The 24,935-nt window shown below is 57.6% G+C and carries 21 protein-coding genes; 6 read left to right on the forward strand and 15 right to left on the reverse strand.

Features of this window, described 5'->3' with window-relative positions; translation table 11 throughout:
• Positions 1–23: 23 nt before the first annotated feature.
• The 5 genes from BXY66_RS13770 to BXY66_RS13790 form a co-directional block, all read right to left on the reverse strand.
• Complete coding sequence (locus BXY66_RS13770) at positions 24–1,247, reverse strand: NAD(P)/FAD-dependent oxidoreductase (protein ID WP_132860884.1); 1,224 nt, start codon at positions 1,245–1,247, stop codon at positions 24–26.
• Complete coding sequence (locus BXY66_RS13775) at positions 1,247–2,953, reverse strand: hydantoinase B/oxoprolinase family protein (RefSeq protein ID WP_132860885.1); 1,707 nt, start codon at positions 2,951–2,953, stop codon at positions 1,247–1,249. Before BXY66_RS13775 ends, BXY66_RS13770 begins: the two co-directional genes overlap by 1 nt.
• Positions 2,946–5,039, reverse strand: coding sequence for a hydantoinase/oxoprolinase family protein (locus tag BXY66_RS13780; protein ID WP_132860886.1), 2,094 nt, complete (start codon positions 5,037–5,039; stop codon positions 2,946–2,948). The genes BXY66_RS13775 and BXY66_RS13780 overlap by 8 nt, the downstream gene beginning before the upstream one ends.
• A 97-nt stretch (positions 5,040–5,136) precedes the next feature.
• Complete coding sequence (locus BXY66_RS13785) at positions 5,137–6,042, reverse strand: LysR family transcriptional regulator (protein ID WP_132860888.1); 906 nt, start codon at positions 6,040–6,042, stop codon at positions 5,137–5,139.
• A gap of 3 nt (positions 6,043–6,045) precedes the next feature.
• The gene (locus BXY66_RS13790) at positions 6,046–6,828 is read right to left on the reverse strand and encodes a PaaX family transcriptional regulator C-terminal domain-containing protein (protein WP_165929186.1); all 783 of its coding nucleotides are present in this window, start codon (positions 6,826–6,828) and stop codon (positions 6,046–6,048) included.
• A gap of 167 nt (positions 6,829–6,995) precedes the next feature.
• Here BXY66_RS13790 and BXY66_RS13795 point away from each other — a divergent pair, with 167 nt between their 5' ends.
• From BXY66_RS13795 to trhO, 5 genes are all read left to right on the forward strand, one after another.
• Positions 6,996–8,615 carry an acyl-CoA carboxylase subunit beta gene (locus tag BXY66_RS13795; protein WP_132860891.1) on the forward strand — a complete coding sequence of 540 codons (1,620 nt, stop codon included), beginning with the start codon at positions 6,996–6,998 and terminating at the stop codon, positions 8,613–8,615.
• Between the two features lie 4 nt (positions 8,616–8,619).
• Positions 8,620–9,432: a TIGR03084 family metal-binding protein gene (locus BXY66_RS13800; protein WP_243694388.1), complete on the forward strand. Its 813-nt coding sequence runs from the start codon at positions 8,620–8,622 to the stop codon at positions 9,430–9,432.
• Entirely contained in the window at positions 9,433–10,290 is an 858-nt protein-coding gene (locus tag BXY66_RS13805) for a beta-keto acid cleavage family enzyme (RefSeq protein WP_132860893.1), read from the forward strand.
• Positions 10,291–10,357: 67 nt separating this feature from the next.
• Positions 10,358–11,113 (forward strand): sulfite exporter TauE/SafE family protein, encoded by a 756-nt coding sequence (locus BXY66_RS13810; protein ID WP_132860894.1) that lies wholly within the window; start codon positions 10,358–10,360, stop codon positions 11,111–11,113.
• 180 nt (positions 11,114–11,293) lie between these two features.
• Positions 11,294–12,202: an oxygen-dependent tRNA uridine(34) hydroxylase TrhO gene (trhO, locus tag BXY66_RS13815; RefSeq protein ID WP_132860896.1), complete on the forward strand. Its 909-nt coding sequence runs from the start codon at positions 11,294–11,296 to the stop codon at positions 12,200–12,202.
• 50 nt (positions 12,203–12,252) lie between these two features.
• Here trhO and BXY66_RS13820 read toward each other — a convergent pair whose 3' ends face one another.
• From BXY66_RS13820 to BXY66_RS13855, 8 genes are read right to left on the reverse strand one after another with little or no spacing between them, the layout of a single operon-like run.
• Positions 12,253–12,729, reverse strand: coding sequence for a class I SAM-dependent methyltransferase (locus BXY66_RS13820; RefSeq protein ID WP_132860898.1), 477 nt, complete (start codon positions 12,727–12,729; stop codon positions 12,253–12,255).
• A complete protein-coding gene (locus BXY66_RS13825; protein WP_132860899.1) occupies positions 12,726–13,478 on the reverse strand; it encodes a polysaccharide deacetylase family protein in 753 nt (250 codons plus the stop codon). Before BXY66_RS13825 ends, BXY66_RS13820 begins: the two co-directional genes overlap by 4 nt.
• The gene (locus tag BXY66_RS13830; protein WP_132860901.1) at positions 13,475–14,617 is read right to left on the reverse strand and encodes a glycosyltransferase family protein; all 1,143 of its coding nucleotides are present in this window, start codon (positions 14,615–14,617) and stop codon (positions 13,475–13,477) included. Before BXY66_RS13830 ends, BXY66_RS13825 begins: the two co-directional genes overlap by 4 nt.
• Positions 14,614–15,201, reverse strand: coding sequence for a histidine phosphatase family protein (locus BXY66_RS13835; protein WP_132860902.1), 588 nt, complete (start codon positions 15,199–15,201; stop codon positions 14,614–14,616). Before BXY66_RS13835 ends, BXY66_RS13830 begins: the two co-directional genes overlap by 4 nt.
• Positions 15,198–16,268, reverse strand: a complete 1,071-nt coding sequence (locus BXY66_RS13840; protein ID WP_132860904.1) for a glycosyltransferase family 4 protein — start codon at positions 16,266–16,268, stop codon at positions 15,198–15,200. The genes BXY66_RS13835 and BXY66_RS13840 overlap by 4 nt, the downstream gene beginning before the upstream one ends.
• Before the next feature lie 4 nt (positions 16,269–16,272).
• Complete coding sequence (locus BXY66_RS13845; protein WP_132860905.1) at positions 16,273–17,505, reverse strand: glycosyltransferase family 4 protein; 1,233 nt, start codon at positions 17,503–17,505, stop codon at positions 16,273–16,275.
• On the reverse strand, positions 17,502–18,722 hold the full coding sequence (locus BXY66_RS13850) for a glycosyltransferase family protein (RefSeq protein ID WP_425057075.1): 1,221 nt from the start codon (positions 18,720–18,722) through the stop codon (positions 17,502–17,504). Before BXY66_RS13850 ends, BXY66_RS13845 begins: the two co-directional genes overlap by 4 nt.
• Positions 18,723–18,743: 21 nt before the next feature.
• Positions 18,744–20,018 carry a nucleotide sugar dehydrogenase gene (locus tag BXY66_RS13855; protein WP_132860906.1) on the reverse strand — a complete coding sequence of 425 codons (1,275 nt, stop codon included), beginning with the start codon at positions 20,016–20,018 and terminating at the stop codon, positions 18,744–18,746.
• Positions 20,019–20,238: 220 nt separating this feature from the next.
• Between BXY66_RS13855 and BXY66_RS13860 the strand changes: the two genes are divergently transcribed.
• Positions 20,239–22,578: a mechanosensitive ion channel family protein gene (locus tag BXY66_RS13860; RefSeq protein WP_132860908.1), complete on the forward strand. Its 2,340-nt coding sequence runs from the start codon at positions 20,239–20,241 to the stop codon at positions 22,576–22,578.
• Positions 22,579–22,751: 173 nt separating this feature from the next.
• Here the strand turns inward: BXY66_RS13860 and BXY66_RS13865 are convergent, their stop codons facing one another.
• Together BXY66_RS13865 and BXY66_RS13870 are read right to left on the reverse strand one after the other, a co-directional pair.
• Complete coding sequence (locus BXY66_RS13865) at positions 22,752–23,903, reverse strand: ABC transporter permease (RefSeq protein ID WP_132860909.1); 1,152 nt, start codon at positions 23,901–23,903, stop codon at positions 22,752–22,754.
• Entirely contained in the window at positions 23,900–24,928 is a 1,029-nt protein-coding gene (locus tag BXY66_RS13870) for an ABC transporter permease (RefSeq protein ID WP_132860910.1), read from the reverse strand. Before BXY66_RS13870 ends, BXY66_RS13865 begins: the two co-directional genes overlap by 4 nt.
• Positions 24,929–24,935: the final 7 nt, after the last annotated feature.

Genomic DNA, 24,935 nt, shown 5'->3' on the forward strand with positions numbered 1-24,935 from the left:
CGCGCCTCTCCCTGGCCTGCGGCTCAGATAACCGCTTTTTCTACAAACGGACGCCCCTCGACGATCCGCTCGAACCCGAACGGCGTCAGATCGAGCGACCTAAACTCGCCATAGGCAAGCCACTCGGCCGTACCGCGCCCCATCGCCGGTGATTGCTGCAATCCGTGACCGGAAAACCCATTCAGGAACACAAAGTTCCCAACCTCCGGATGAGCACCCAAAATCGCGTTCTGATCCAGTGTGTTATAAGCGTAGTGACCGGCCCATTCCGTTACGACTTTGATCGCCTCGAACTGCGGAATGCGCGTGGCAATGATCGGCCAGACATGATCCTGCCAGCGATTGTGGTCCATATGAAAATCGTCAAACTCGACCGCCGGATCCGGATCGGCCGGGCATCCGGCAAGATAGCTCTGCGGTCCGTCCTGACGGAAGTGCACCCCGGTTGGGTCGATTGTCAGCGGAAGGTCACGGTCCAGCGGCTGTTCGGCGGCAAAAATCCACGTAAAGCGTTTCCGCGGTTCAACCGGAACCTCAATGCCCGCCATCTTGGCAGTGCGCGCGGCGCGCGGACCGGATGCATTCACAATCTGACCGCAGGCAATCACTTCACCGGACTTCAAAGTCACGCTTTCCACACGCGTACCCGCAGCGTTTTTCGTCATCGCCACCACTTCGTTGGCGACATATTCTACGCCCCTCTCTCGCGAACTGCGGCGGAACCAATCGAACACGCCGCCGCCATCGAAATAGCCTTCGTCCTTGGTGTTGATCGAGCCCAGAACAAGGTCTTCAACGTTATAAAACGGGTACTCGCGCGCGATGTCATCAGGCGACAAAAGGCGCGTTTCGGCTCCGTTATCCAATTGCACCTTCTGATTGGCACGCAACACATTGGCAAAGCCGTCATTGTCCGCGAGGTAAAGATATCCGTAGTTCTGGATATCCATCTCCGGAACGCGTGCATCGCCTCCCATATAGCTGCGCAGGTTTTTCACAAAATCCGCGGCGAACTGGGAAATTCGAACGTTCAAAGGGCTGGAAAACTGCTGTCGCATGCAGGAGTTGGTATGCGCCGTCGAGCAGCTTTCGTAGCTTGGATCGCGCTCAACCACCAACACGGACCCGTTAAAGTCCTTGTTGTCGCTCAGGAACCACGCGGTCGACGCTCCCATGATCGCGCCGCCGACAATGACCACATCATAAGACGATTTGGTTGGTGTGCTCGCAAAACCTGCAACCGCCATCAAAACTCCTCCCCACGTCTGGCCCGCGCCAGCACGTCTTCTATGTCCCGTTGCGCCATACCGTAGTCCGAGGCCGCCGCTTCAGCCGAGATATAGCCAAGAGCGAGATCGCGCCTCACCGCCTCATCTGCCCTCTCCTCGGTCGAGCCATAGCCCGCCCCGCCGGGGAACGCCATGTCAACCCGCCCTCCGTGCGGTACAAATTGCTTGCCCTTGCCTTTCATCGCAGCGCCATCTTCGCGTGCGATCACCGTTGGCGCGCCGGCTCCGCCGCCGCGTCGTCCTCGGGCCGGATGATCCACACGGTCAAACATTGCCTGAATATCAAATTCGTGACCCGCGCGCGCACCGACAGACATGAATTGTCCCAAACCGCCGCGATACTGACCCACGCCACCACTATCAGGCCGCAGTTCCTTGCGCCAAATAACAACAGGGCCGACTTGCTCGGTGGCTTCAACCGGCATTGTCATCACACCAGAGGGAAAGGCTGTTGCGTTCATTCCATCAAGCGATGGCCGCGCACCGGAGCCGCCGGAATTGAAGGTCAGCACCTCGGCGCGTACCGCGTCCGATGGCGCAGGCGCGTCCATTCTGGGCCGCAGCGACACCTGAAAATTGCACAAACATCCGGCGCCCTCAGCGGGCGCGACGCCCGGCAGCAGCTTGTCCAGCGCGTCGTAAACCGTGTCTGGCACCATATGTCCGATCACATGACGGAGTGCCACCGGTGCCGGATGCAACGCATGGACGATACTGTTCTCTGGCGCCGTGATTTCAAATGGCTCCAGAGAAGCCGCATTGTTCGGAATCTCGGGCGCAATGGCACATTTCAGGGCATAGCACGCATAAGCCTTTGTATAGACCAGCGGTACGTTGATGCCCTTCTTGTCGAGCCCGCTGGTGCCCGCCCAATCCGTCAATATGCGGTCCTTCTCGATCGTCACTTTGACGCAAAGATCAATCGGCTGGTCATACCCGTCGATCCGCATGTGACCTTCTGCAACCCCTTCCGGCAAAGCATTGATGGCATCCAACGTCGCTTGGCGAGAATGAGTCAGAATAAACCCGGAGATCCCTGCCAGATCCGGCAGATCGAATTCCCTGACCATCTCGATCAGTCGCCGATGGCCAATCTCGTTGCATGTCGCGAGGGCGTGAATATCACCCACCAGCTGATCTGGCTCGCGCACATTCCCCCGGATGATCGCCAATAGCGTCTTATCCACCACGCCCTTGTCGGCAAAACGCATGATCGGGATGTAAAGTCCCTCTTCGTGCACATCGTTCGCATCCGCGCCAAACCCGCGACCGCCAATATCGGTGATGTGCGCCGTGCAAGCAAAAAAGCCGATCAGCTTCTGGCGATGAAACGATGGTGTGACGACGGTGATGTCGTGCTTGTGACCTGTGCCCTCCCACGGGTCGTTGGTTATGTAAACATCTCCCTCAGCCATGGTCTCGGGCCTGATCCTTCGGATGAAATGCCCGACCGCGTCGGCCATTGCATTCACGTGTCCCGGCGTGCCGGTTACCGCCTGCGCAAGCATCTCTCCGGCCGCGTTGTAAACGCCGGCGGACAGATCACCCGCCTCGCGAACCGAAGTTGAAAACGCCGTCCTGACCAACGCCTGAGCCTGTTCTTCAACGACAGAAATCAAACGATTCCACATCACCTGATATAAAACTTTGGACGGCTCACCCATTGCTCCGCTCCTCCGCAAAAACCTCGATCGTTCCATCCGCGTGAACTTTGGCGGATCGGCTCTTGGGCACCACAACTGTGGTTTCTGCCTCGGTAATAACCATTGGTCCCGCCTTTCGCGCGCCGGCACCAAAGTCCCTGCGCAACACAACATCAGCCTCCAGAACCGCGCCCTCGGCCGGGTCGAACAAAGCCCGCGAGCCTTGGCTGGCCGGCGCCTGAGCAGGAGCGCTACTACAAACACGTTCGGCTGCATCCTGACGGGTAAAGGCGTTTACGGACCAAACCGTGATCTCCACCTCCATACCTTCCACAACCCGCCCGAACAGAGCCGCATATTCCGCCTCAAACAGACGCAGATAGGTGGCTGCATCCGGGTTTGCCGCCTGTTTTGCGGTCAGCGGCACGGGAATTTCCCAACCCTGCCCGGCATACCGCATGTACACACGGTGCTCCGCCGCGATCTTGGCCACTGCATCACAGCCACGCACAAATCCCGTGGCTTCCGCCTCCATCTCGGCAAACAGAGCGGTCACTGCCTCACCGTCAAACGCCGACATGCGCATGAACACGGACCGGTTCGCTTCGAAACTGAAGGGCGCCTTGAGAAATCCGATGGCCGAACCGACCCCGGCGCCCTGTGGTACCAGCAGCCGCGAAACCCCAAGTTTTTCGCACAGACGTGATGCGTGCAGAGGCGCCGCACCGCCAAAGGCGATCATCGTATAGTCTGCAAGGTCTTCGCCGTTTTCCACGGCGTGAACCCGCGCCGCATTGGCCATGTTTTCATCAACCACTTCGGCCAGGCCCCAGGCCGCCTCGGTTGCCCCCATGTCAAGACGTTGCCCGATCACTGCTGTCAGCGCCGACGCCGAACGGTCAGGATGCAACTGAATCGACCCGCCGGCAAAGTTGTCAGGGTCCAGCTTGCCCAAAACCAGATCGGCGTCTGTCACCGCAGGCTTGTCACCCCCGCGTCCATAACAGGCCGGTCCAGGCTCCGATCCGGCGCTCTCGGGACCGACTCGAATTTGGTTCATGCCATCGACATGCGCCAGAGAACCGCCACCCGCGCCGATCTCGACCATATCGATCACCGGAATGGAAATCGGCATGCCGGACCCCTTTTTGAACCGGTACGTCCGCGCGACTTCGAATACCCGCGCTGTTTTGGGCGTCTGGTTCTTGATCAGGCAAATCTTCGCGGTCGTTCCGCCCATGTCAAAGCTCAGGACCTTCTCGACACCGTGCCGTGCCGCGATATCGGCAGCGAAGATCGCGCCGCCTGCCGGACCACTTTCCACCAAACGTACGGGAAACTCTGCCGCACTTTCGAGCGACATGATTCCGCCGCCGGAATGCATGAGGAATACGGGGCAATCCGCCCCTTCATCCGCCAACCGATCTTTCAATCGTCCCAGATAGGACGCCATAAGTGGCTTGATATAAGCATTCGCGATTGTCGTATTGAACCGCTCGTATTCGCGCATCTGCGGGGATACTTCGGAACTCAGCGAAACAAGCGCCTCCGGCATCAGTTCCTTTAGCACGTCCGCCACCAGACGTTCGTGAGCATCGTTCGCATAGGAATGCAAAAACCCCACGGCGACGCTCTCGTATCCGCCTTCTCGCAATTCCATGACGAGCGCTTCCACGTCCTTGCGCTCCAGAGGCAAAAGTACCTGCCCCGTGGCATCCATCCGCTCGCGGATCACATACCGACGGTTACGCGGCAACAGCGGTGCTGGCAGCGTAAGGTTTAGGTCATATTGCTCAAAGCGGCTTTCGGTCCGCATCTCGATCACGTCTCGAAACCCCTCGGTCGTGATCAGCGCCGTTTTTGCTCCGCGCCGCTCAATCAACGCGTTGGTCGCCAAAGTGGTGCCATGAATGATCTGACCAATCTGCTCAGGCGCGATGCCCGCCTTCGCGCAAACCTGATGCATGCCGTCGATGATCGCATCTTCCGGCGCGCCATACGTCGTCAGAACCTTCGTGGAATACCACTTGCCCTCGCGTTCAAGCACCACGTCCGTGAACGTCCCTCCTATGTCGACGCCCAATCGTGTTCCGGCTTGCTGCCCCATGCGCATGTTCCCTTTGCTTCGGCAATACGTCAGCCTAGCCCAAGCGGAACAATTCGATCCAACTATTCTTTTAGATCAAAATGATAATAAAAATTGATCACTCACGGATCACACCGAGATCTGCCCAACTGATCTCGGATGCAAGGTCGGCTGCCTCGCGGACAAAATGCGGCGCGGTGTCTTCAAACCGGGCAAAAAAACGCAGCGCATCGGGGCACCAAAGATACCGCAGCGCTTCTAGCTTGCCGGTCGCCAACTCCTGTCGAACCATGCTCTCGGGAAGGCATGCCACACCAAGACCCTCGATTGTCATCTGGATACAGGCCGACATATTCGTGGAAGGCACGATCCGCGCTGACACGTCAGGGAAACCCTCGACGTGATCTTGAATTTGTTCAAATGGCAGTGTGCCGCGGGCGTGCGTGAGGATCGGAAACCGAGCCAGTTCCGGCCAGTTCAATACCCTGCGCCCGATGTCCAGCACAGGTGCCCCCACCCAGATATACGGAAAGCTTCCAAGGGGCAGCGCCGTGGCTGAGGTCCGGCCGAACGGCCCGCTCTGGAGGGCCAAGTCCAGCGACCGGTCAAACAACGCCTCCGACAGGTTGGCCGACAAATCCACCGTCAGATCGACATCGATGTTGGGAAACCGTTCCTTGAGCCCAGACAGGTAGGGCACCAGCCAGCTGTGCGCGATCATTTCCGTAACCCCCAATCTCAGCACCCCGTCAAACAAAGCGTCGTCCCCGGCGCCGGACACGAAATCGTCCATTGCCGCCAGCACCTGTCGCGCTTTGTCCAACATGCTTTCACCGAACGGTGTCAGCCGCACCGACCCCGCGTCTCGGTCCATCAGTTTGCGTCCCAATTGCGCCTCGAGCGCAGCAATTCGGGCGGACACATTTGGCTGGGTTGTGTTGAGCCGTTCCGCGGCCCGCCGGAACCCACCCAGATCAGCGACCTGAACAAATGTTTCCAGCTGCTTCAGATTAATCTGAGCCAATCGTTACTCCAGTGAACTCAATGCAGGACGCTCAAAACGGCTTAGTGCGTCAAGCACCACATCCCGGCAACGCGCGCCTGCCCATCCATCTTTCAGAACCAGATCGGGCAACGCACCGTGCCGCAGCCGCAACCGCCTCCAATGGTGCAATATGGCCAGACGCAACGCTGTGCGCGCCACCAGATCTTCCGGCAACTCGGCTTTCAAAAGCGGCATGACCACCTCGCGCAAGGCATCGTATTCGCTGCTGATATCTTTCGGCGATAAAGCATCCTGCACCCAGTCCGGCGGTGACGCCTCGTTGTAAGGTGTGCACAGCCAGTTTGAAGGAACACCCTCCGCACCGACAACAAGTCCCGAGCGCGATGTCAGCACGGTGCCATCCTCGGGCATCAATTCCGCGAACTCCGGGGCTGCCATCTGGGGCGGTCCGACAATCAGAAAGACGCCACCCGATCGAGTCGGCGCTTCGCCGTAAACATGCGGCCTCACGCGTTCCGTTTCCGCCCAACCCTTGGCCGTAAGCTGATGCCGCGACCTGCGGCCTTCGCGGTGCGTCTCGATCCAACCATCGTTGCGCAACCTGTGCACCGCCACCCTGAGCGCTTGGTTGTTGATCCCCATCGGGGCCACCAGCGCATCCAGTTGCCGCGCACTCAAAGTGTCTGCGGGTGCCTGCAACAGATCGCCCAGAACTGTCACGACAACCGACCAGACCTTGATCGGGCCGATCTCTGCCACACGGGCAATATTCTGTTGCAGTTCAGAGGCTTCCAATGTGATCACCTGAATTCGTTTTGTGCACCTACACTAAGGGAGCCGCTGGGCCGGCTCAAGCCGACCTGCCGGATGCGTCGCACGTGACGTCACAATTTCTGCGACTTGCCGCGACGAAAAGCACGGCACAAACTGGTTTCAAATATCGGGACGGCGTCAGGAGGAGGACCCAACCCATGTGGACCGGACCAAAGGTCACCTCGGCGGACCCCGCGTTTGCCGGAAACCGCGCTGCTATGCTGGCCGCCATAGACGAGTTGCGCTCGTTGGAAAACCGCACCGCACAGAAATCCGAAGAACGCCGCCCCCGCTTTGAGTCGCGCGGCCAGATCACGCCGCGTGACCGGCTTGCACGTCTGCTCGATCCGGGGCAGCCCTTTTTGCGCCTGCACAGTCTCGCCGGCTACATGGCCGACAGTAAGGACCCCGAAAAGTCCCTACCCGGGTCGACCTTCATTATGGGCATCGGCGTTGTCTCCGGTGTCCGATGCATGATCGTGATCGACGACAGTGGCATCAATGCTGGCGCTCTCAGCCCAAAATCCCTGCAAGCCATGCTGTCCGCTCAGGACATCGCGCTGCGGCAGAAACTGCCCTTCCTGCATCTGGTGGAAAGCGCTGGCGCAAACCTGATGAACTATCAGGTCGAGGACTGGGCGCTCGGAGGAGGCGTCTTCCGCAACCTCGCGAAACTCTCGGCAGCCGGACTTCCGACAATCGCCGTCCTGCATGGCCCGTCCACCGCTGGCGGCGCCTACATGCCCGGCCTGTCTGATTATGTGATCGGTGTGAAGAAGAACGGCATGGCTGCGCTGGCGGGTGCCGCGCTGGTAAATGCCGCAACCGGCGAAGTTGCGAAAGACGCAGACCTAGGTGGCGCCGAAATGCACGCCACCAAGTCCGGCCTTGTCGAATATCTTGCCGACGATGACATCCACGCTATAGCACTGGCCCGCCGTGTCATGGCGCGACTGGACTGGAACCGCGACCTACCACCGTTGGACGCCCGCACCTTCGCGGAACCGGCTCACCCGATCGACGATATCGCCGGTGTCGTTCCGGCCGACTGGTCCACGCCTTATGACGCCCGTGAACTGGTTGCGCGCCTTGTGGACGGATCTGATTTTGACGAGTTCAAACCGGGGTTTGGCGCTGCAACGCTCTGCCTACAAGCGCAGGTGCACGGCCATACCGTTGGCATTCTTGCCAACAACGGCCCGATCGATCCAGCAGGCGCCAATAAGGCGACCCACTTCATTCAGGCCTGCGATCAGGCCGGAACGCCGCTCGTTTTCCTCAATAACACCACCGGCTACATGGTTGGCACCGCCTATGAGCAGGCGGGCATGATCAAACACGGCTCCAAGATGATTCAAGCCGTCTCCAACACCCGCGTTCCAAAGCTGACTTTCTACTGCGGCGCATCTTTCGGCGCTGGCAACTACGGGATGTGCGGGGTCGCATACGAACCGGATTTCCTTTTTGCATGGCCCAATTCCCGTTCCGGCGTCATGGGCGGCGCACAGGCTGCCAAGACCATGAGCCTCGTGGCTCGCGCAGGCGCAGCGCGGAAAGGCATCGAGCTGGACGATGACCGTATGGCGCAGCAAGAAGCCGCTATTCAGGGTTTGTTTGACGCGCAATCCTCGCCCTTCGTGACATCTGGCAAGGTTCTGGATCACGGAGTGATCGATCCGCGCGACACCCGCAAGATTATCGCCTTTTGTCTCGACACATGCGGCGAGGCCCGCCGTCGAACCCTCAACCCCAACGCCTTTGGCGTCGCAAGAATGTAAGACCATGACCCAGCCCCCCACCTTGGCCCAGGCCGACGATTTTCTGTCCGAATCTGAAACCCTCTACGCAGCACTCTCGGGCCTTGATGACACGGCGCTGCGCCAAGTCACTCAGTACAAGCGTTGGACCATCGAAGACGTCCTTGTGCACCTGCACTTCTGGAACATTGCCGCTGATCTGTCCGCAACGGACGAGACCGCGCTTCAGGAGCGGGTTGGCGCTGTCATGACGTCACTCAAGGAAACCGGCTCCATGCGATCGGCAGAAAACGCCGCGATTTCTGAGCGTGGCTCGGATTTGCGTGAAGCATGGATCACCAATGCCCGCGACATGGCGGCGCGTTGGCGGGAAATGGACCCGAAATCGCGATTGTCTTGGGTGGGCCCTTCCATGTCCGCTCGCTCGTCAATCACCGCCCGCCAGATGGAAACATGGGCTCACGGATTTGAAGTCTTTGATGTCCTTGGGCGCTCCCGCAGCGAAACTGACCGGATCAAAAACATCGTCGTACTTGGCGTGAACACATTTGGCTGGTCCCATCAGGTGCATTCGCTTCCGGTCCCCGAAAAAATGCCAAGGCTCAGCCTGACGGCCCCTTCCGGCGAAGTCTGGACCTTCGGCGAGGACACAGAAAACACCATCACGGGCCCAGCCGTAGATTTCGCTGCCGTAGTCACCCAGACCCGCGCCATTGCCGATACCAACCTGACCGTCGAAGGCACCGCCGCTCAGATTTGGATGAACAATGCCCAGTGTTTTGCCGGTCCACCGGAAACCCCGCCCGCTGTCGGCAGTCGTCACAAAAAGGGTGTTTAAATGACCAAGGCCATTCTGACCTGCGCGCTCAACGGAGTGCTAACGGACCCAACCCAGCATCCCGTACCAGTGACTCCGGAACAATGCGCAGCATCCGCCCGCGAAGCGATGGACGCAGGTGCCGCAGTCATCCACATCCACTTTCGCCAACAGGAAGCGGGCAAGGGTCACCTGCCGAGTTGGGACCCCGCCGTCGCAACCGAGATAGTCGACGCCATTCGCGCCAGCTGTCCCGGAATCCTGATCAATGCGACCACCGGCGTCGTGGGGCCGGATTATTCCGGCGCTCTGGACTGCGTCCGCGCCCTCAAACCCGAGATCGCCGCCTGCAATGCTGGATCATTGAACTACCTCAAATTGCGTTCCAACGGGGATTGGGCATGGCCGCCGATGGTGTTCGAAAACACCCCTGCCAAAATCCAAGACCACCTCGACGTGATGTCGCAAACCAATACGCTGCCTGAATTCGAGTGTTTTGACACCGGCATCGTCCGATCCGTGGCCATGTATGTCAAAAACGGAATGACAGATCGTGCGCAATACAACCTCGTCATGGGCGTGGCCTCCGGCATGCCAGTGAGCCCCGATCTACTCGAATTCCTGATGCCCTACATTCTGGACGGAAGCAGTTGGCAAGCGACCCTGATCGGACGGGAGGAAATCTGGTCGACGCACCAAAAGGCCGCTGATTTGGGCGGCATGCTGAGAACGGGTGTCGAAGACACGTTCTATCTACCGGACGGTTCGAAAACACGCTCCAACGGCGAACTGATCGAAGCGCTGGCAACATGCGCCGAGAATGCGGGACGGGGGATTGCCAGCCCGGAAGAGGCCCGGCAGATGCTCGGCATCCTCTGAGAAACGGGACCAAGCCTTTCCACAATCCCCGCCTTGACCCTGTCGCCACCCAAGCCATAGTCGCGGCATGTTGGACCTTTTACCCCCCGACCTGTCTCATGCCGCTGCTCTTGCGTTGCTTGCCACCAGCTTCGCCGGTTCGTTCATTACAGCTGCCTTCGGCATCGGCGGTGGCGTAGCCTTTCTAGGTGCCTGCGCAATTCTGTTGCCGCCGGCTGCCATCATCCCTGTGCACGGAGTGGTTCAGCTTGGCTCAAACGGCATTCGGGCCCTGATGTTCTTTCGTCACATCATGTGGTCCACCTTGCCAGCATTTATTGTGGGCTCGCTGATCGGGGTCGCGATTGGTGGCAGCGTGGTGGTCGCCCTGCCGGGGTGGGTGGTGCAATCCGTGGTCGGTTTGTTCATCCTTTGGGTTGTCTTTTCTCACCCGCCTCGCTGGATGTCCCACATGCCGCTCGTTACCGGTTTGATTTCCAGCTTTCTCACGATGTTCTTCGGTGCCACAGGTCCCTTTGTGGCTGGCTACGTCAAAGCGCTAAATCTTGATCGTCACGCCCACACCGCCGCCCACGCAACACTGATGACAATCCAACACGGGCTAAAGGTCGCTATGTTCGGATTTCTTGGCTTTGCCTTTTCCGATTGGGCACTTTTTATCGCCGCCCTGATCGCCACCGGAGCGATCGGCACATGGGTCGGAAAGCACGTGTTGGGCCGCATGACCGATCTTGGCTTCCACCGCATCCTGAACGTGATTCTGGTGCTGATCGCCTTACGCCTGATCTGGGGTGGAACCAGCGCTTACTTAACGATGCCCTGACGCACGCCAACCCTGATAAACCGTACCGACGTTTTGCAGACGTAACACCGACGTTTTACAGAAAGCCGACCGGATCCCGCCCCGATCCCTCACTCGCGACCAAGCGCATTGTCGCCTGTGCGCCTTGGCCGCAAGCCTGCCAACCTTGAAATGCAGGAAAAATGGGCGTAATGGCCCGCTATGTTTACCGTTTGCGCCCTCTACCATTTCACCCGTTTTGACGACCACGCAGCTCTGCGCCCGCCGCTTATGGAACTGTGCCTGAATGAAGGTATCACCGGCACTCTGCTGCTTGCCCACGAAGGCATCAACGGCACCATTGCTGGCCCGCGCAAAGGCATTGAAGCGGTGATTGCTCATATCAAATCTTTGCCCGGTTGCGAGAACTTCGAATGGAAGCTCAGCACAGCCTCCGAAAAGCCTTTTCCACGCATGAAAGTGAAGCTGAAGAAAGAGATCGTTACCCTCGGTCAACCCAACGTCGACCCGACGGCACACGTGGGCAACTATGTGAATCCGGAAGACTGGAACGAGCTGATCCAGTCGCCGGACGTGGTTACCATCGATACCCGGAACGACTACGAAGTGGCCATCGGTACATTTCAGGGAGCAATTGACCCGGAAACGGCATCTTTTCGCGATTTTCCCGCTTGGTGGGAAGAGAACAAAGACCGCTTCCACAACAAGCGCATCGCCATGTTCTGCACCGGAGGAATCCGCTGTGAAAAGTCTACAAATTTCCTGATGAGTCAGGGCGTTGAGGACGTTTATCACTTGAAGGGCGGCATCCTGAAATACCTTGAAGAAGTGCCACAGGAAGACAGCACTTGGGACGGCGAATGCTTCGTCTTTGACGGTCGCGTCTCCGTAGGCCACGGACTGAAGGAAGGTCCACATCTTCTGTGTCACGCCTGCCGTCGACCCATAATGCCTGAGGACGCGAACCGACCTGAATACGAAGCCGGCGTCAGCTGTCACCACTGCGTCGACGAGTACTCCGAAGCGGACAAAGACCGCTTCCGTGAGCGCCAAAAGCAGATGGAACTGGCACGCAAACGCGGCGAGCAACACATCATCGGCGTGGACTGAACCACACTAATGCACATTTCGATCGGCTTTAACCGGTCTGCGTGAGAGCTTTAGGTTCGGTAGAAGTAATAACGGTCAGGCGCGACTGTTTCCGGCCCACGTACTTGCTCGAACCCGACCAACGGCTGACCAGACACCAGCACGCCATTCGTCGCCATCACAGGTGCAATCATGGCCGACAGGCGGGCTGCTTCAGCCACGTCCTTTTCTTTCACGCCAAAACCGAAATCATAATGCGCGAGTGCGACTTTCGCACCTTGGTCCGCCAGTTTGCGCAACATGTCCTCAGCCTCACCCTCAAGGTAATCTTCCTTTGGAGGGATACAGGATTGGTGACAGTTCAACGCACGATCTATCACCCAGATCCGGCGATCCGGCGCAATCTCTCGCATGTGGTCATAAGTCCGACCATTTCCCAGCCCCATTTCGAGGAAGTCGCCTTCCATACTGCCGATTTGGGCGAGACCCCACTCAAGCCCTTCGGCTTGTGCCGCAAGGCGACGCATCATGCTATTGAGACGGCTCATGAAAACCCCTTTGTGTCATGGCGATAAAGCCGGACCGGCCCGTCGCGCATTTCCTGCATAAACTGCTGTGAAAAATTCCAGATATCGGCGTCATGCACAAGGTGGTGCGTGAGATACCCCAGCGGTTCTGCATTGTCCTGCATACCGAGCCTGCGTGCCTGCAAAAGAGCTACGGTTTGCGCCACAAGGTCTTCCGCTGACACCAGACTTCTCGTCCCACGCCAGAAAATCGGATCAACATGAGTATTTATCTGCGTGATCCCCAACATCGGTTCGGCAGCCTTGCGCGGAAGGTACGTCGACAGCGCATCAAATCCGAGCTCGGCGAGTAGCGGAAGCAACGCTGTATCAAACCTGTTCCAGGGCGGCACAAACATCGGAGCCAACCGATCCCCGAAAAGCGTGCGCAGCCGTGTGATGGCCTGTTCCAGATCTGCCCTGGCCGCATCTGCATCCCGTCCCGAACCGAACTCCGCCTTCTTGCCTTCAAGCTGATGGTTTGCGTGTCCCCAACCATGCACCACAGGTACAAAACAGCTGCTGATCCGCGCAGCGAGAGCCTGCGTCGCATCACGGGGTATGACCGCAAGATGAACCGGCACTCCGGTGCTTTCGCTTATGGACTCAAGCCGATCTAGGGCCGAAGTCGGCTCAATCGCATCGTCATCACGCCACCATAGCGGCAATTCCAACCCGGCCGCACGCCACTCGCGAAATTCCTCGCGCAATGGGCTCCAATGCACTTTCATGAGGGCGACTCCGCCACCATCGACTCTACAATCCGTACGCTTTCCGCAGCACCGTCCATACGCAACCCGCCAACGCTTCGTTTGCCTGACTTCAAAACGCGCGCCACTTCCCGTGACAGGGTGTGCGCCGATACGTCCTGTGCCATGAGCACTTCGAAACCACCCTGCGTCGCCAAAGAGCGACCGCGAAGCGTCTGCTCAACTTCACCGCCGTCATCGAAAGGCACGAGCACAGCTGGCACACCACTTTGCAAAAGGTCCATAGCGGTGTTGTACCCACACATACTCACCGAGGCTGCAGCACCGCTCAACATCTGGCGGAAATCAGGGCGCACTGGCTCAATGGTGATTTGCAAAGTGCCAGCGCGTTTTCTAAGCGCAGCAATCCGATCGTCGCGATCAGTACCGCCCACCAAAATGCGCCACGACAAGGGATGCCCTCGCGCCGCTTCGATAGCGGCTTCAAACAAAGCTTGTCCAACAGAGCCCCCGCCCGCGCTTACAACTACTTCGCCCGCGCCCACACCGTCAGGATGCGCGCCAGCAGGCTCTTGCGCTACGTAGCCGGTATATTTCAACAGCGCGCCGACGTCCGCTGTGACTGGCCAACTTTCCGTCAACGCTGTCACGGACGGGTCGGAATGTACCAGCACACCGTCATAATGTTGCAGCAAAATGTCCCGGGCCCGCATCGCTTTCTCAGGCTTACTCGGAGGCGCGAGAATGTCGCGCACCGAACCAAGCACCACCGGTTTCTTATCCATACTCTCGCATGCCGCGAGCAAGGCTAAAAATTCCGCTGACAACGATCTCCGGCCAAACGGAAAAAGCTCGGTAATAAAAACATCAGGCCTCTGATCTTGCAAAGCCGCAACCATATACGAACTGCGACGCTGCAAATAGTCGGCATCGGCCTCGCGCCCGTCATCGCACAACAGCTTGGTAAAATTGGTGCCGTCCGAGGCCAAAGATGGCGCTTGGATCACCTGAACGCCGGTGGCATCCAAATGCGGGGCTGGCCGGCCACCGGTCAGAACAGCCACATGGTGCCCAGCCTTGGAAAACGCGCGGCCCAGCGTCAAAGCGCGCCCCAGGTGCCCGGTTCCAAGAAGGTGCGTAACGGAAATCAGGATGTTCATGAGGCCACCTTTTCCAGCCGCACAATATCGGGATTCGCCACTCTCAAGTGATCGCCGTCAACCTCTACTACAAACAGCCTGTTCCGCTTAACCGCGAACGGAGCAGGACCGTCAAATTTCCAGCCATGCGCCTTTGCGAGGATCATGCGCATGATTCCGATGTGGCACACGGCGAGGCTGTCGAGTGATAGGTTTTTTAGCCACGGTTCTATCCTTGCCCAAACGTCGCGGGGGCTTTCTCCATTCGGCGGACGAAAGTCCCAACCCCATTCCTCAATGTCACGAAATCCGCTGTTAGGGTCCGCCTTGAGATCAATTCCCTTGCGTCCCTCCCAATCCCCCCAGTCCATCTCGGTGATCGCCTCAACCAACATGGGCTTCCGGTTGGACACAATTTCAGCGGTTTCTGCGGCGCGCTGCAAAGGGCTGCTGTATAAATCCACGTCCCGCCAACCGGAAGGCAACTGGAAGCCGCTCAAATCGGCACGCGCTTGATCATCCAGCGGAATGTCCGTGCTGCCCTGAATCTGTCCTGCGCGGTTCCAGTGCGTGTGCCCATGGCGCAGCATAGCAAAACGGATCATTTGGCCTCCGATATCAATGGGCCGATTGCGTCCCAAAGAGTTTGTCTCGCCGCACCCATCAGATGTCGGCTGGAAATATGTTCGCGCGCTGCAAGGGCCCGCGTGGAATGATATGCGTTGTCATTCAACAGATGCGACACCGCGCCTGCAAGGGCTTCCGGATCATCTGCGGCGCAAAGGCCTTCAGGGGTCACCACTTCGTTCACCCCCGGACGATCCTGCGCCACGACGGGCACACCAACGGCCTGTGCCTCGAGATAGACCATGCCAAAGGCTTCGTTCACGCCAGGCCAGAGAAACACGCGTGACCGGCGATAGGCCTGGTGCATCCCATCTGGATCAAGCGCCCCTAGAAACCGAACGCGACCGCCAAAAGGTTCCATTAAAGCTTCCACTTCTTGTCGCGCGGCACCGTCTCCCGCGATTTCTACACGCCAATCCCCTTTTAGATGGGCCAGTGCCGAGGCAGCTATTTCATAGGACTTGAGCTTGTCGCCACTGCGCATCATACCCGCAATCAAGATCGTCGGCCCGACCGGGTTTGCAACCGCCGGCAGATCCTCCCGCGCAAGAAACGGCGGCAAAGATACTAACTTCTGTTCGTCATTCAACTCGCGTCGTAGAGCCACTGCATCACGGTCAGTGAAGTGAAACAAAATGTCCGCCGCGTCACAGGCAGCAGCAGCTTTGCGTTCAAACCGGTCCCATGGCCCGCCCAACCGCTTGGATGCACGCGTTGCTTCTATGGAAACGTAGGGAATGTCCAAAGCCTTGCTCACATAGGGACCAAGCAGGTCCGGTGCTTTGTAATAACTGTGATAGCTTACCCATGCGTCCCAGTCACCTTTGGCCACAAGCCCGTTTGCGATAACTTCGGCTTCCGCAATAAACGCGGCCTGCCGGTCGGCATTACCCACCTTGTCGAGCGGCCTGAACTCGGACACCAGATCAATCTCGCAGCCGGGACGATGCAGCGATTTCATCAAGTTGCGCGCCAATGTGCGTTCGCCAGAAGCCACGGGGTGATTTGGGGATTTCAACGCGGCGTAAAAGGCGATCTTCGGCATCGGCTCACACCAGAGCGCGCAGGCGCTCGTCCAATTTGGCGATCCCCGGCTGCATAAGGAAATGCGACGTCAAACGCCCATAGGCTGCGTCAGCCAGTGTGGCACGTCTCTCAGGATCTCGTGCGAGCGTTTCCATCGCCTCCGCCAGGGCCTCCGGTGCGTCGCTGCTCAACACACCATGCACGCCGTCATCAATGAACTCGGGAATGGCGCTTACAGCCGTCGAAAGCAGACACAGTTTTTGACTGGCCGCTTCCATCAGCACGTTCGGCAAACCGTCACGATCGCCACTCTCGGCAATCCGGCTTGGAAGGACAAACACGTCGGAAGTGCGCATAGCTTCGATAACTTCCGGCTGATCGCACGCGCCGTGCCAGACAATCCGGTCAGCAACACCGGCCGCCTCTGCCTGTTTCCGGAAGCGGCTATCCGATCCCCCCCCACCAATGTGATCCCAACGCCAGTCAAGATCATCCGGCAGCAATGCCAGGGCCGCAATCAACCTGTCGAATCCCTTTTTCTCAACCAGTCGCCCCACACTGAGGAACTTGACTGGGCCAGCGGTGTCTCGAGTTTCAGGAGGGGGCGGAAAACGGGTTAGATCCAGGCCGTGGTAGATCAACTCGACCCGATCCGGTCGATCGGCCAGTTCTGCAAGGTGCTTCGCACCAACGCCGGTACACGTCGCCAAAAACTCCGCACCATGTGTCGCCGCCTGCAACTTCTCCCGTTTCTCCCATTCTGGAGACGTCCAGATGTCCTTGGCATGAGCAGACACAGACCACGGCATATCCCGCAGGATCGCCGCATAACGTGCCACGGACGCGGGCGTGTGCATGAAATGCGCATAAAGCGCATCAATGTCGTCCGAAAGCTCAGTCGCCAAAACACAAGCCTGCCCGAACCGGCGTACACGGTTACGCGTGAGGTCACGACGCAAGTCCTTGAGCCAAGTCCCGCAAGCTGCCCAAAACCCACGGCGCGCCATGGAGCGAAAAACGCCTTTGGCAACCCGCAAGGGTTCCTGATGCAGATACTCGGGGAGGTATGTCACGCGGGCCGTCAAGCGATCATGCAGCGGATGGGTCTTTTTGTCGGTCGGAAAGCGCAATGACCACAATTCGAGGTCATATCCTGCCTCTTCGAGGGCCACCAACTCTTGGGCAATAAAAGTCTCGGACAGCCGAGGCCAGCCTTTGACCGCAACGGCAAGTTTCGGTCGTGTCACTTCGTTCATGCCACCCCTTGCGAGCGCGTAAGACCCAGGATTTCCAGAGCCCGATCAGACACAACCTCCAAGCCGTCCAACAGGCCGGGAACAAACGCCGATGACGGGCTTTGCTGCGTGGCTAGGCCATGAATAGCCGCCGCCATTGCTGCGGGTGTGTGCTCCCCGCGGCTTTCATCAAGCATCCGAACAAGCCCGAGTTCCTCGGCGCGGCTGGCACGGATAAACTGCTCCAGACGAGGCCGGGTTCGAGGAACAATAACCACCGGCTTGTCAAAAGACAGCACTTCGCAAAACGTGTTGTAGCCGCCCATCGACACGATGCCTTTGGCACCGTTCATCAGGTTCTCCATGCGGCTGTCAAAACCAACTGCGTGAACACGTCCGTCAAGCTTAGCAACGCGCGCCTCGAATTGGGCGCGCACCTCACCAGACAAAAACGGACCATAGACCAGCAATGCGCGTGGGCTGAGCGTCGGATCGCTTTCATAGGCCGACAGCACAAGATCCACCATACCTGCGCCATCGCCGCCGCCGCCGGGAGTCACAAGCACATAAGGGTCGCTCGGCACCTCGCCATCAGGTAGTTCTTCACGCCGAAGATATCCCGTGAACCGAGTTTTTGCGCGGAAAGCCGGCGAGAACTCAAGGCCGGCCGTAGGGTCGTGAATCGAGCGCAATCCATAGACCCAACACTCGTCATAATATTGCTCTGACGCGTCCAGAGCGCCTTTGCGTTCCCACTCTGCTGCGAGCGTATCTGGATCATCCAGAACGTCGCGCAAACCCAACACTATGTGTGCCTTGCGCTTCGTACGCAGCCATTCCAGTGCAGGCACCATCTCGCCTCGGAAACCCGTTGGCTCCTTGTCTACAATCACGATATCCGGATCGAAGTGTTTGACAGTTGCGTCAATTAGCCCGGAACGCAGCGCAGTCACTTCATCAATGTGCAAACCAAGGCGTTCACTTTCGTAATTTCCGTCCGGGGTCTTCGTAACGCCGGGCAAACGGATATGGTCTACGTTGTCCGGGAACGAAAAGCGACCGGCAACGGGCGATCCTGTCAGGATAAGGGCGGATACTTCAGGCGCCGCGCGTGTAATCGCGCCCGCAAGGGCCCGCGATCTGCGCAGGTGACCCAATCCGAATGTATCGTGGCTGTAAAACAGAACCCGCGGCGACGTTGTCGCTTGCACTTCCGATTTAGTACCCGTTTCCAACAGTTTGCGCCTCACTTACACAGGTTACAGGCGAAGATCCGACTCGGACTTCTCCAAAACGCCTTTGATATCGTAAAGCAAAGCGTCCGGCTTTCCGAGACCTCTAATGGCCGCGGCACCCATCTCGACAAATTCCGTGTGCCCCACGGCAAGAATAATGCCGTCATAGGCGCCCTGCTCCGGGGCAGACACCAGTGAAATTCCATACTCTTCCGAGACCGCTTCGCCATCCACGCGAGGGTCCCAAATTTCAACTCGCGCGGAATAGCTTTCCAGCTCCGCGACAATGTCCACGACACGAGTATTTCGTGTATCGGCACAGTTTTCCTTGAAGGCAAATCCCATCACCAGAACCCGCGATCCGGCAGGGTTCGCTCCTTTGGACAACATACCTTTTATGGTCTGTTGCGCCACGTATTTGCCCATGTTGTCGTTGATACGACGCCCTGCCAGTATGACTTCGGGGTGATAGCCCAACTGCTCTGCTCGATACGTCAGATAGTATGGATCAACGCCGATGCAGTGCCCGCCAACCAGGCCCGGCTTGAACGGAAGAAAATTCCACTTGGTACCCGCGGCTTCCAGAACTTCCAGTGTATCCAGTCCCATCCGGTCAAATATCAACGCAAACTCATTGACCAACGCGATGTTCAAGTCCCGCTGCGTGTTTTCAATCACCTTCGCGGCCTCTGCAGTCTGGATCGAACTGGCCCGGTGCAAGCCGGCAGTGATCACAGGCTCATAGATCGCCTCAACGCGATCCAGTGTCTCGTCGTCCTGAGCCGAAATCACCTTAACGATTGTCTCGAGCTTGTTTATCGGGTCTCCGGGATTTACCCGTTCCGGCGAATAGCCAAGTTGGAAATCGACCTTCCGCGTCAATCCCGTAGCCTTTTCAAGCGCCTCGCCCAGCACGTCTTCAGTAACGCCTGGATAGACAGTGCTCTCCAAGATCACCAAAGAGCCTTTATGCAGGTGCGGTGCAACCGTCTGCGCAGCACCGAAAATCGGATCAAGGTTGGGTTTTTTGGCAAGCGTGATGGGCGTCGGAACTGTCAGAATAAAAACGGTGCATCCAGCAAGGTCCGCGTCTTCCGCGCTGAACTTGGCCGTTGTCGCGGCAACAGCATCACTTGTTGCCTCACCATTGGGGTCGCTGCCTTCCAACAATCGATCGACAAGGCGCGCATTTGTATCGAACCCGACAACGTCAAAGCCCGCATTTGCAAGCCCAAGCGTCAACGGCAGCCCGACATAACCTTGTCCAAGAACCGCAATCTTTTCTTGTCTGTCTTGCATCACGCGACGTGGCGCCTCTTGCTGGGGGCTCGGCCTGACCGCCGCCCAATAATTCCTAGTCCTGCGCTATCCGTTTTGCTGGACGTTGTCACCCCAAAACAATGCGATACCGAGAGCGGCGCGACCCTCTCGCCACGGTTGCATTCAGCCTCAAATCAACAGTTTGCCCAAGCCGTCATCTCGGGGTAGACCGATCAAACGTGTTACGAAAGGCCCGACTATGCTGCGCTTCCTCTCTGTTCTGTTGGTTTCCCTGTTTCTTCCGCTCGCCCTGATTGCTCAGGAGACGACCGAGAACGCAGCCCCCAATCCAATGACGACCCTCGTAGAAGAAGCGGCCAAGCAAGGCATGACGGTCATCATCATGGACGGCAATGGAGAACCTGTCTCGACCTCAAACTCCGAACAGGAAACCGCTGCTGAAGAACTGGCGGAAGGCGAAACCGGAAACGCCATAATGATGGTCCAGTCCGAGGTAGAACAGTTTCAGGATCTGTTGCAGCGCCGCCTGAATGCATGGCCCGCTTCGGTCAACGAAGTACTGTTCATTTTGCGCGCTTCAAGTCCCGACGGTCAGATCTTTACCTTTGTAGAGGTGCTACTCTGGTGTCTCGCCTTGTTTGTCGTGGGCATCATGGTGGAACGCCATATTTATGGTCGTCGCATCGCGGGACGCTTCGTGATGCCGATGATCAAGGAAGACCCGCAAGGCTACTCGGACAAGCTGCCGTTCCTTGTGGTGCGGTTTATCGCTGGCGTGATTGGCGTGACGGTTTCTATGGCTGTGGCCTATCTGGTTGGCTGGCTGCTTTTTGGCAGTTCTGATGATACCGCCATCCGTTTCACTGTCGCCTCGATCTATTTTGCATATTTCATGGCCCGTGTTGCGGCGCTTATTTGGCGCATGATCCTATCGCCGTTTCTTGACCAGTATCGTATCCCCGCCTTTTCGACACGCGATGCAAAGCGCCTTTACCGCTGGCTGTTCCTGCTTGCGGCAATGGATGTCTGCACGCAGGTGTTTGGTGAATGGTTGAAACAACTGGGCCTGAACTACGACGTTTATGCGCTTCTGACTTTGGGGCTCGTTTCGCTCTTCTCTCTCGGCAACATCCTTATGGCGCTGGTTAACTACAAGCCCGTAGGAAACGCCATCCGCAATGGCAAGGCCATGGAAGATGTCAGCCTGCCCGTGCGCTTGATTTCCCTTTTGTGGGCGCCGGTCTTTATCGCCTACGTAATCTACGGGTTCTTCGATCAGGCATTTGATCTGATCCTCGAAGCCGAGGACGCTGTGCCAGCCCTAGCAGCGGCCTATGGCATCTTTTCTGCAATCATCGTGGTCTACGCGACCATCAACTATTGCATCGAGAAGTTCTTCGATCGAGCGCGCCGCATCCGCGAAATGAACGCCGAACTGGAACTCGAAGAAGGTCAGGTCGAAGAGACCGACGCGCCCACGCAGGAGCAACTCGACGAGATCGAAGAGCTCAAACAGAAACTCGACGGAGCGCACATCCAGACCTACGAGCAATTGGCGAGACGCGTTTCCGGTATCCTCGCAGTGGTTGCTGGCTTCTATGCCGCCGTGCTTGCCTTCGGCGCGGGCGATATGATGAGCGACAGTTTCTCGAACCGGTTCCTTGACGTCGCAGTCATCGTCTTCCTTGGATACATCGTGTTTCACGTGTTCCGCATCTGGGTCGATGGCAAAATCCGAGACGAGCAAGGTGACGAAGAAGAAGGCGAACTGGGTGACGAAGGCGGCGCAAACAGTGCAAGCCGTCTGGCAACTCTGTTGCCTCTGTTCCGGGCAGTCATGCTGCTTGTGATCGTGGTCTCTATCTTCCTGATCGTCCTTCTGGAACTCGGCGTAAATGTCAGCCCGCTGTTCGCTGGTGCCGGTGTGGTCGGCTTGGCCGTTGGTTTTGGCGCCCAGTCACTTGTAAGAGATATCTTCTCGGGAGCATTTTTCCTTTTCGACGATGCCTTCCGCAAAGGTGAGTATATCGACATCGGATCAGTCAAAGGCACGGTGGAGAAAATCTCCGTTCGCTCTTTCCAGTTGCGCCATCACCTTGGCCCGTTGCACACCATTCCGTTTGGCGAAATCCAGTACCTCACCAACTATTCCCGCGACTGGGTCATCATGAAACTCAAGCTGCGTGTGACATATGACACAGATGTGGAACGCGTGCGCAAGCTGATCAAAAATCTCGGCATCGCGCTGCTCGACGACCCGACAATTGGTCACAACTTCATCCAACCTCTGAAATCGCAGGGTGTTGTTGAGATGCAGGACAGCGCCATGATTATACGCGTGAAGTTCATGACCAAGCCCGGCGACCAATGGCTGGTGCGCAAAAAGGTCTATCACGAAATCCGGGAACTTTTCGAACGCGAAGGCATCAAGTTCGCGCACCGCGAAGTCACTGTGCGCATCGCTGGCGACAAAGAAGAAAAAGACCTGACACCCAAGGAGCGTGAAGCTGTTGTAGGTGCCGTAGAAGCTGCAATTGACGAGGACGCCATGGAAGGCGGGCCTGACAACGACCAGTAACAAAGACACATCCGGAACTGCGCCTTTTCTTATAACGGGCTCAGCTCCGAAGGTTTCTACTGCAGTTCACAAAACAGCTTGAACGCAACCGACCCGCGCTGGAGCGGGCAACCGGTCAGGCAAAAGTCGAACTGAGCGTCGCGCGAAAGCTTCGCTCAATTGAAACCTGAATATCAGCTCCGGTTCGGATCCAAGGCGTCGCGCAGGCCATCACCAAAGAAGTTGAATGCCAGCACCACGATCACGATCGGCAACATCGGAATCGCCGTCCACCAGTAGATCTCTATCGACGCAAGGTTCTGCGCGTCATTCAGCATTACACCCCAGCTTACCGCAGGTGCGCGCAAACCAAGACCGAGGAAACTCAGCGCCGTTTCACCCAAAATCATTGCCGGAATCGACAGCGTCGCGCTTGCAATCAAGTGACTCAGGAAGTTGGGCAACAGGTGTTTGCTGATAACGCGACTGGGTTTGGCCCCCATCATTTCTGCGGCCCGCACAAATTCTTCTTCGCGCAGGCTCAGGAATTTTGATCGCACCGCCCTCGCCAATCCGGGCCAGTCAAGTATCCCCAGAATTATCGATATGATGAAAAAGACGGCGACCGGCCCCCAGTGCGATGGCACCGCAGCCGATAAGGCCAACCACAATGGCAACTCTGGAAGACTGCGCAGGATTTCGATCACACGGTTGATGATCCAGTCCAGAAAGCCACCAAAGTAGCCCGCAATTGAGCCCAGTATGATGCCGATCACAAAGCTAACCGTGATCCCGACCAGACCCACCGTCAGCGAAAGCTGCGCTCCATACAGAATCCGCGAGAACACGTCCCTTCCAAGCCTGTCAGCACCCAAAAGGAACACTGTGGCGCCCTCTGGGGCACAGAACAGGTGGGTATTGGAAGGAATGAACCCGGAAAGCTTGTAGTCTGACCCTTCACAAAAGAACTTCAGCTTCATTGGCGTGCTTGTGTCAGGCACGTATTTCCAACTGAAGGTCTCCAGATCCATTTCGGCGGTTGTGCCATAGACATATGGCCCAACCAATTTACCGTCATGAAACAGGCGCACCAGTTGCGGCGGCGCATAGAGGTAATCCTCGAGCCGTTCATTTGGCGTATATGGCGAAATGAACCCTGCAAACGGCAAGCTCAGATACGAAATAAGCAGGAAAAGAGCCGAAATCAGACCCAGCCTGTGCTGTTTGAAGCGCAGCCACAACAACCGAGTGTTGGACATGTCCAGTTCAGCGTGGCGCGCCTCTGCTCCGGTGTCAGTTTCGTAGGGGGCGTCGTCTACAAAACGACCATCTGGCAAAATTGTCATCGCTCGCGCCCTCCGAACCGAATGCGCGGATCAAGCAGCGCCAACAACAAATCAGACACAAGCGTTCCAATCAGCGTCAGCAGCGCTACAAACATCAACACAAAGGCAGACAGGAACACGTCTTGTGATTTTAAGGCTTGCAAAAGCACCGGCCCAATCGTCTGCAATCCAAGTACAACGGAGACCAGAACCGATCCGGAAACCAGCGAAGGTAGCAAGGTACCGATATCAGCCACAAACGGGTTGAACGCGACCCGCAGCGGGTACTTCGTCAGCATTGCACTTTCGCGCATTCCCTTGGCTCGCGCTGTTTCCACATAGGGTTTACCCAATTCATCCAGAAGATTGGCCCGCAAGCGCTGCATCATCGCAGCCGCACCAGATGTGCCGATGACAAATGTGGGAATGATCAGGTGGATCAACACCGACTTCATCTTCTCAAACGACATCGGTTCGCCTTCAAATTTGGGGTCCATCAAACCACCAATCGGCAAATTCAGATATCTGTTGCCGTAGTAGAACAGGATCAACGCCAACAAGAAGTTCGGCGTTGCCAATCCAAGGTACCCGATGAAGGCGGAGGTATAGTCAATCCACGTCTTTGATCGTGCCGCGGCCAACACACCCAGTGGCAAAGCAACTGCGTAAATGAACAGCACGGCCGCGAGGTTCACCAGAACGGTCATCCAGAGCGCGCCGCCGACCAATTCGCTTACGGGCTTGTCAAACTCGAACGACCAACCGAATTCACCCTGCAACAAGCCCGCAAAACCATGCGGTCCTGGCAAGGCTCCGAGCCAAATAAGATATTGTTTCCAGATCGGTTGATCCATCGAGAATTCCTTGCGCAGGAATTCCGCTTTGGCGATGCCCGCCGACTGACCGGTCGCGCGCAACTCGTTGATCTGGTTTGACAAAAAGTCACCCGGAGGCAGATTGATGATCGCGTAGACGAACACCGACACCACCAGGAGCGTCGCCAGCATCGTGATAAACCGGTAAACTGCGAACCGCAGCAGCGCCATTAGTCCG

The sequence above is a fragment of the Shimia isoporae genome (assembly GCF_004346865.1).
In the GTDB taxonomy this organism is placed as follows: Bacteria; Pseudomonadota; Alphaproteobacteria; order Rhodobacterales; family Rhodobacteraceae; genus Shimia; species Shimia isoporae.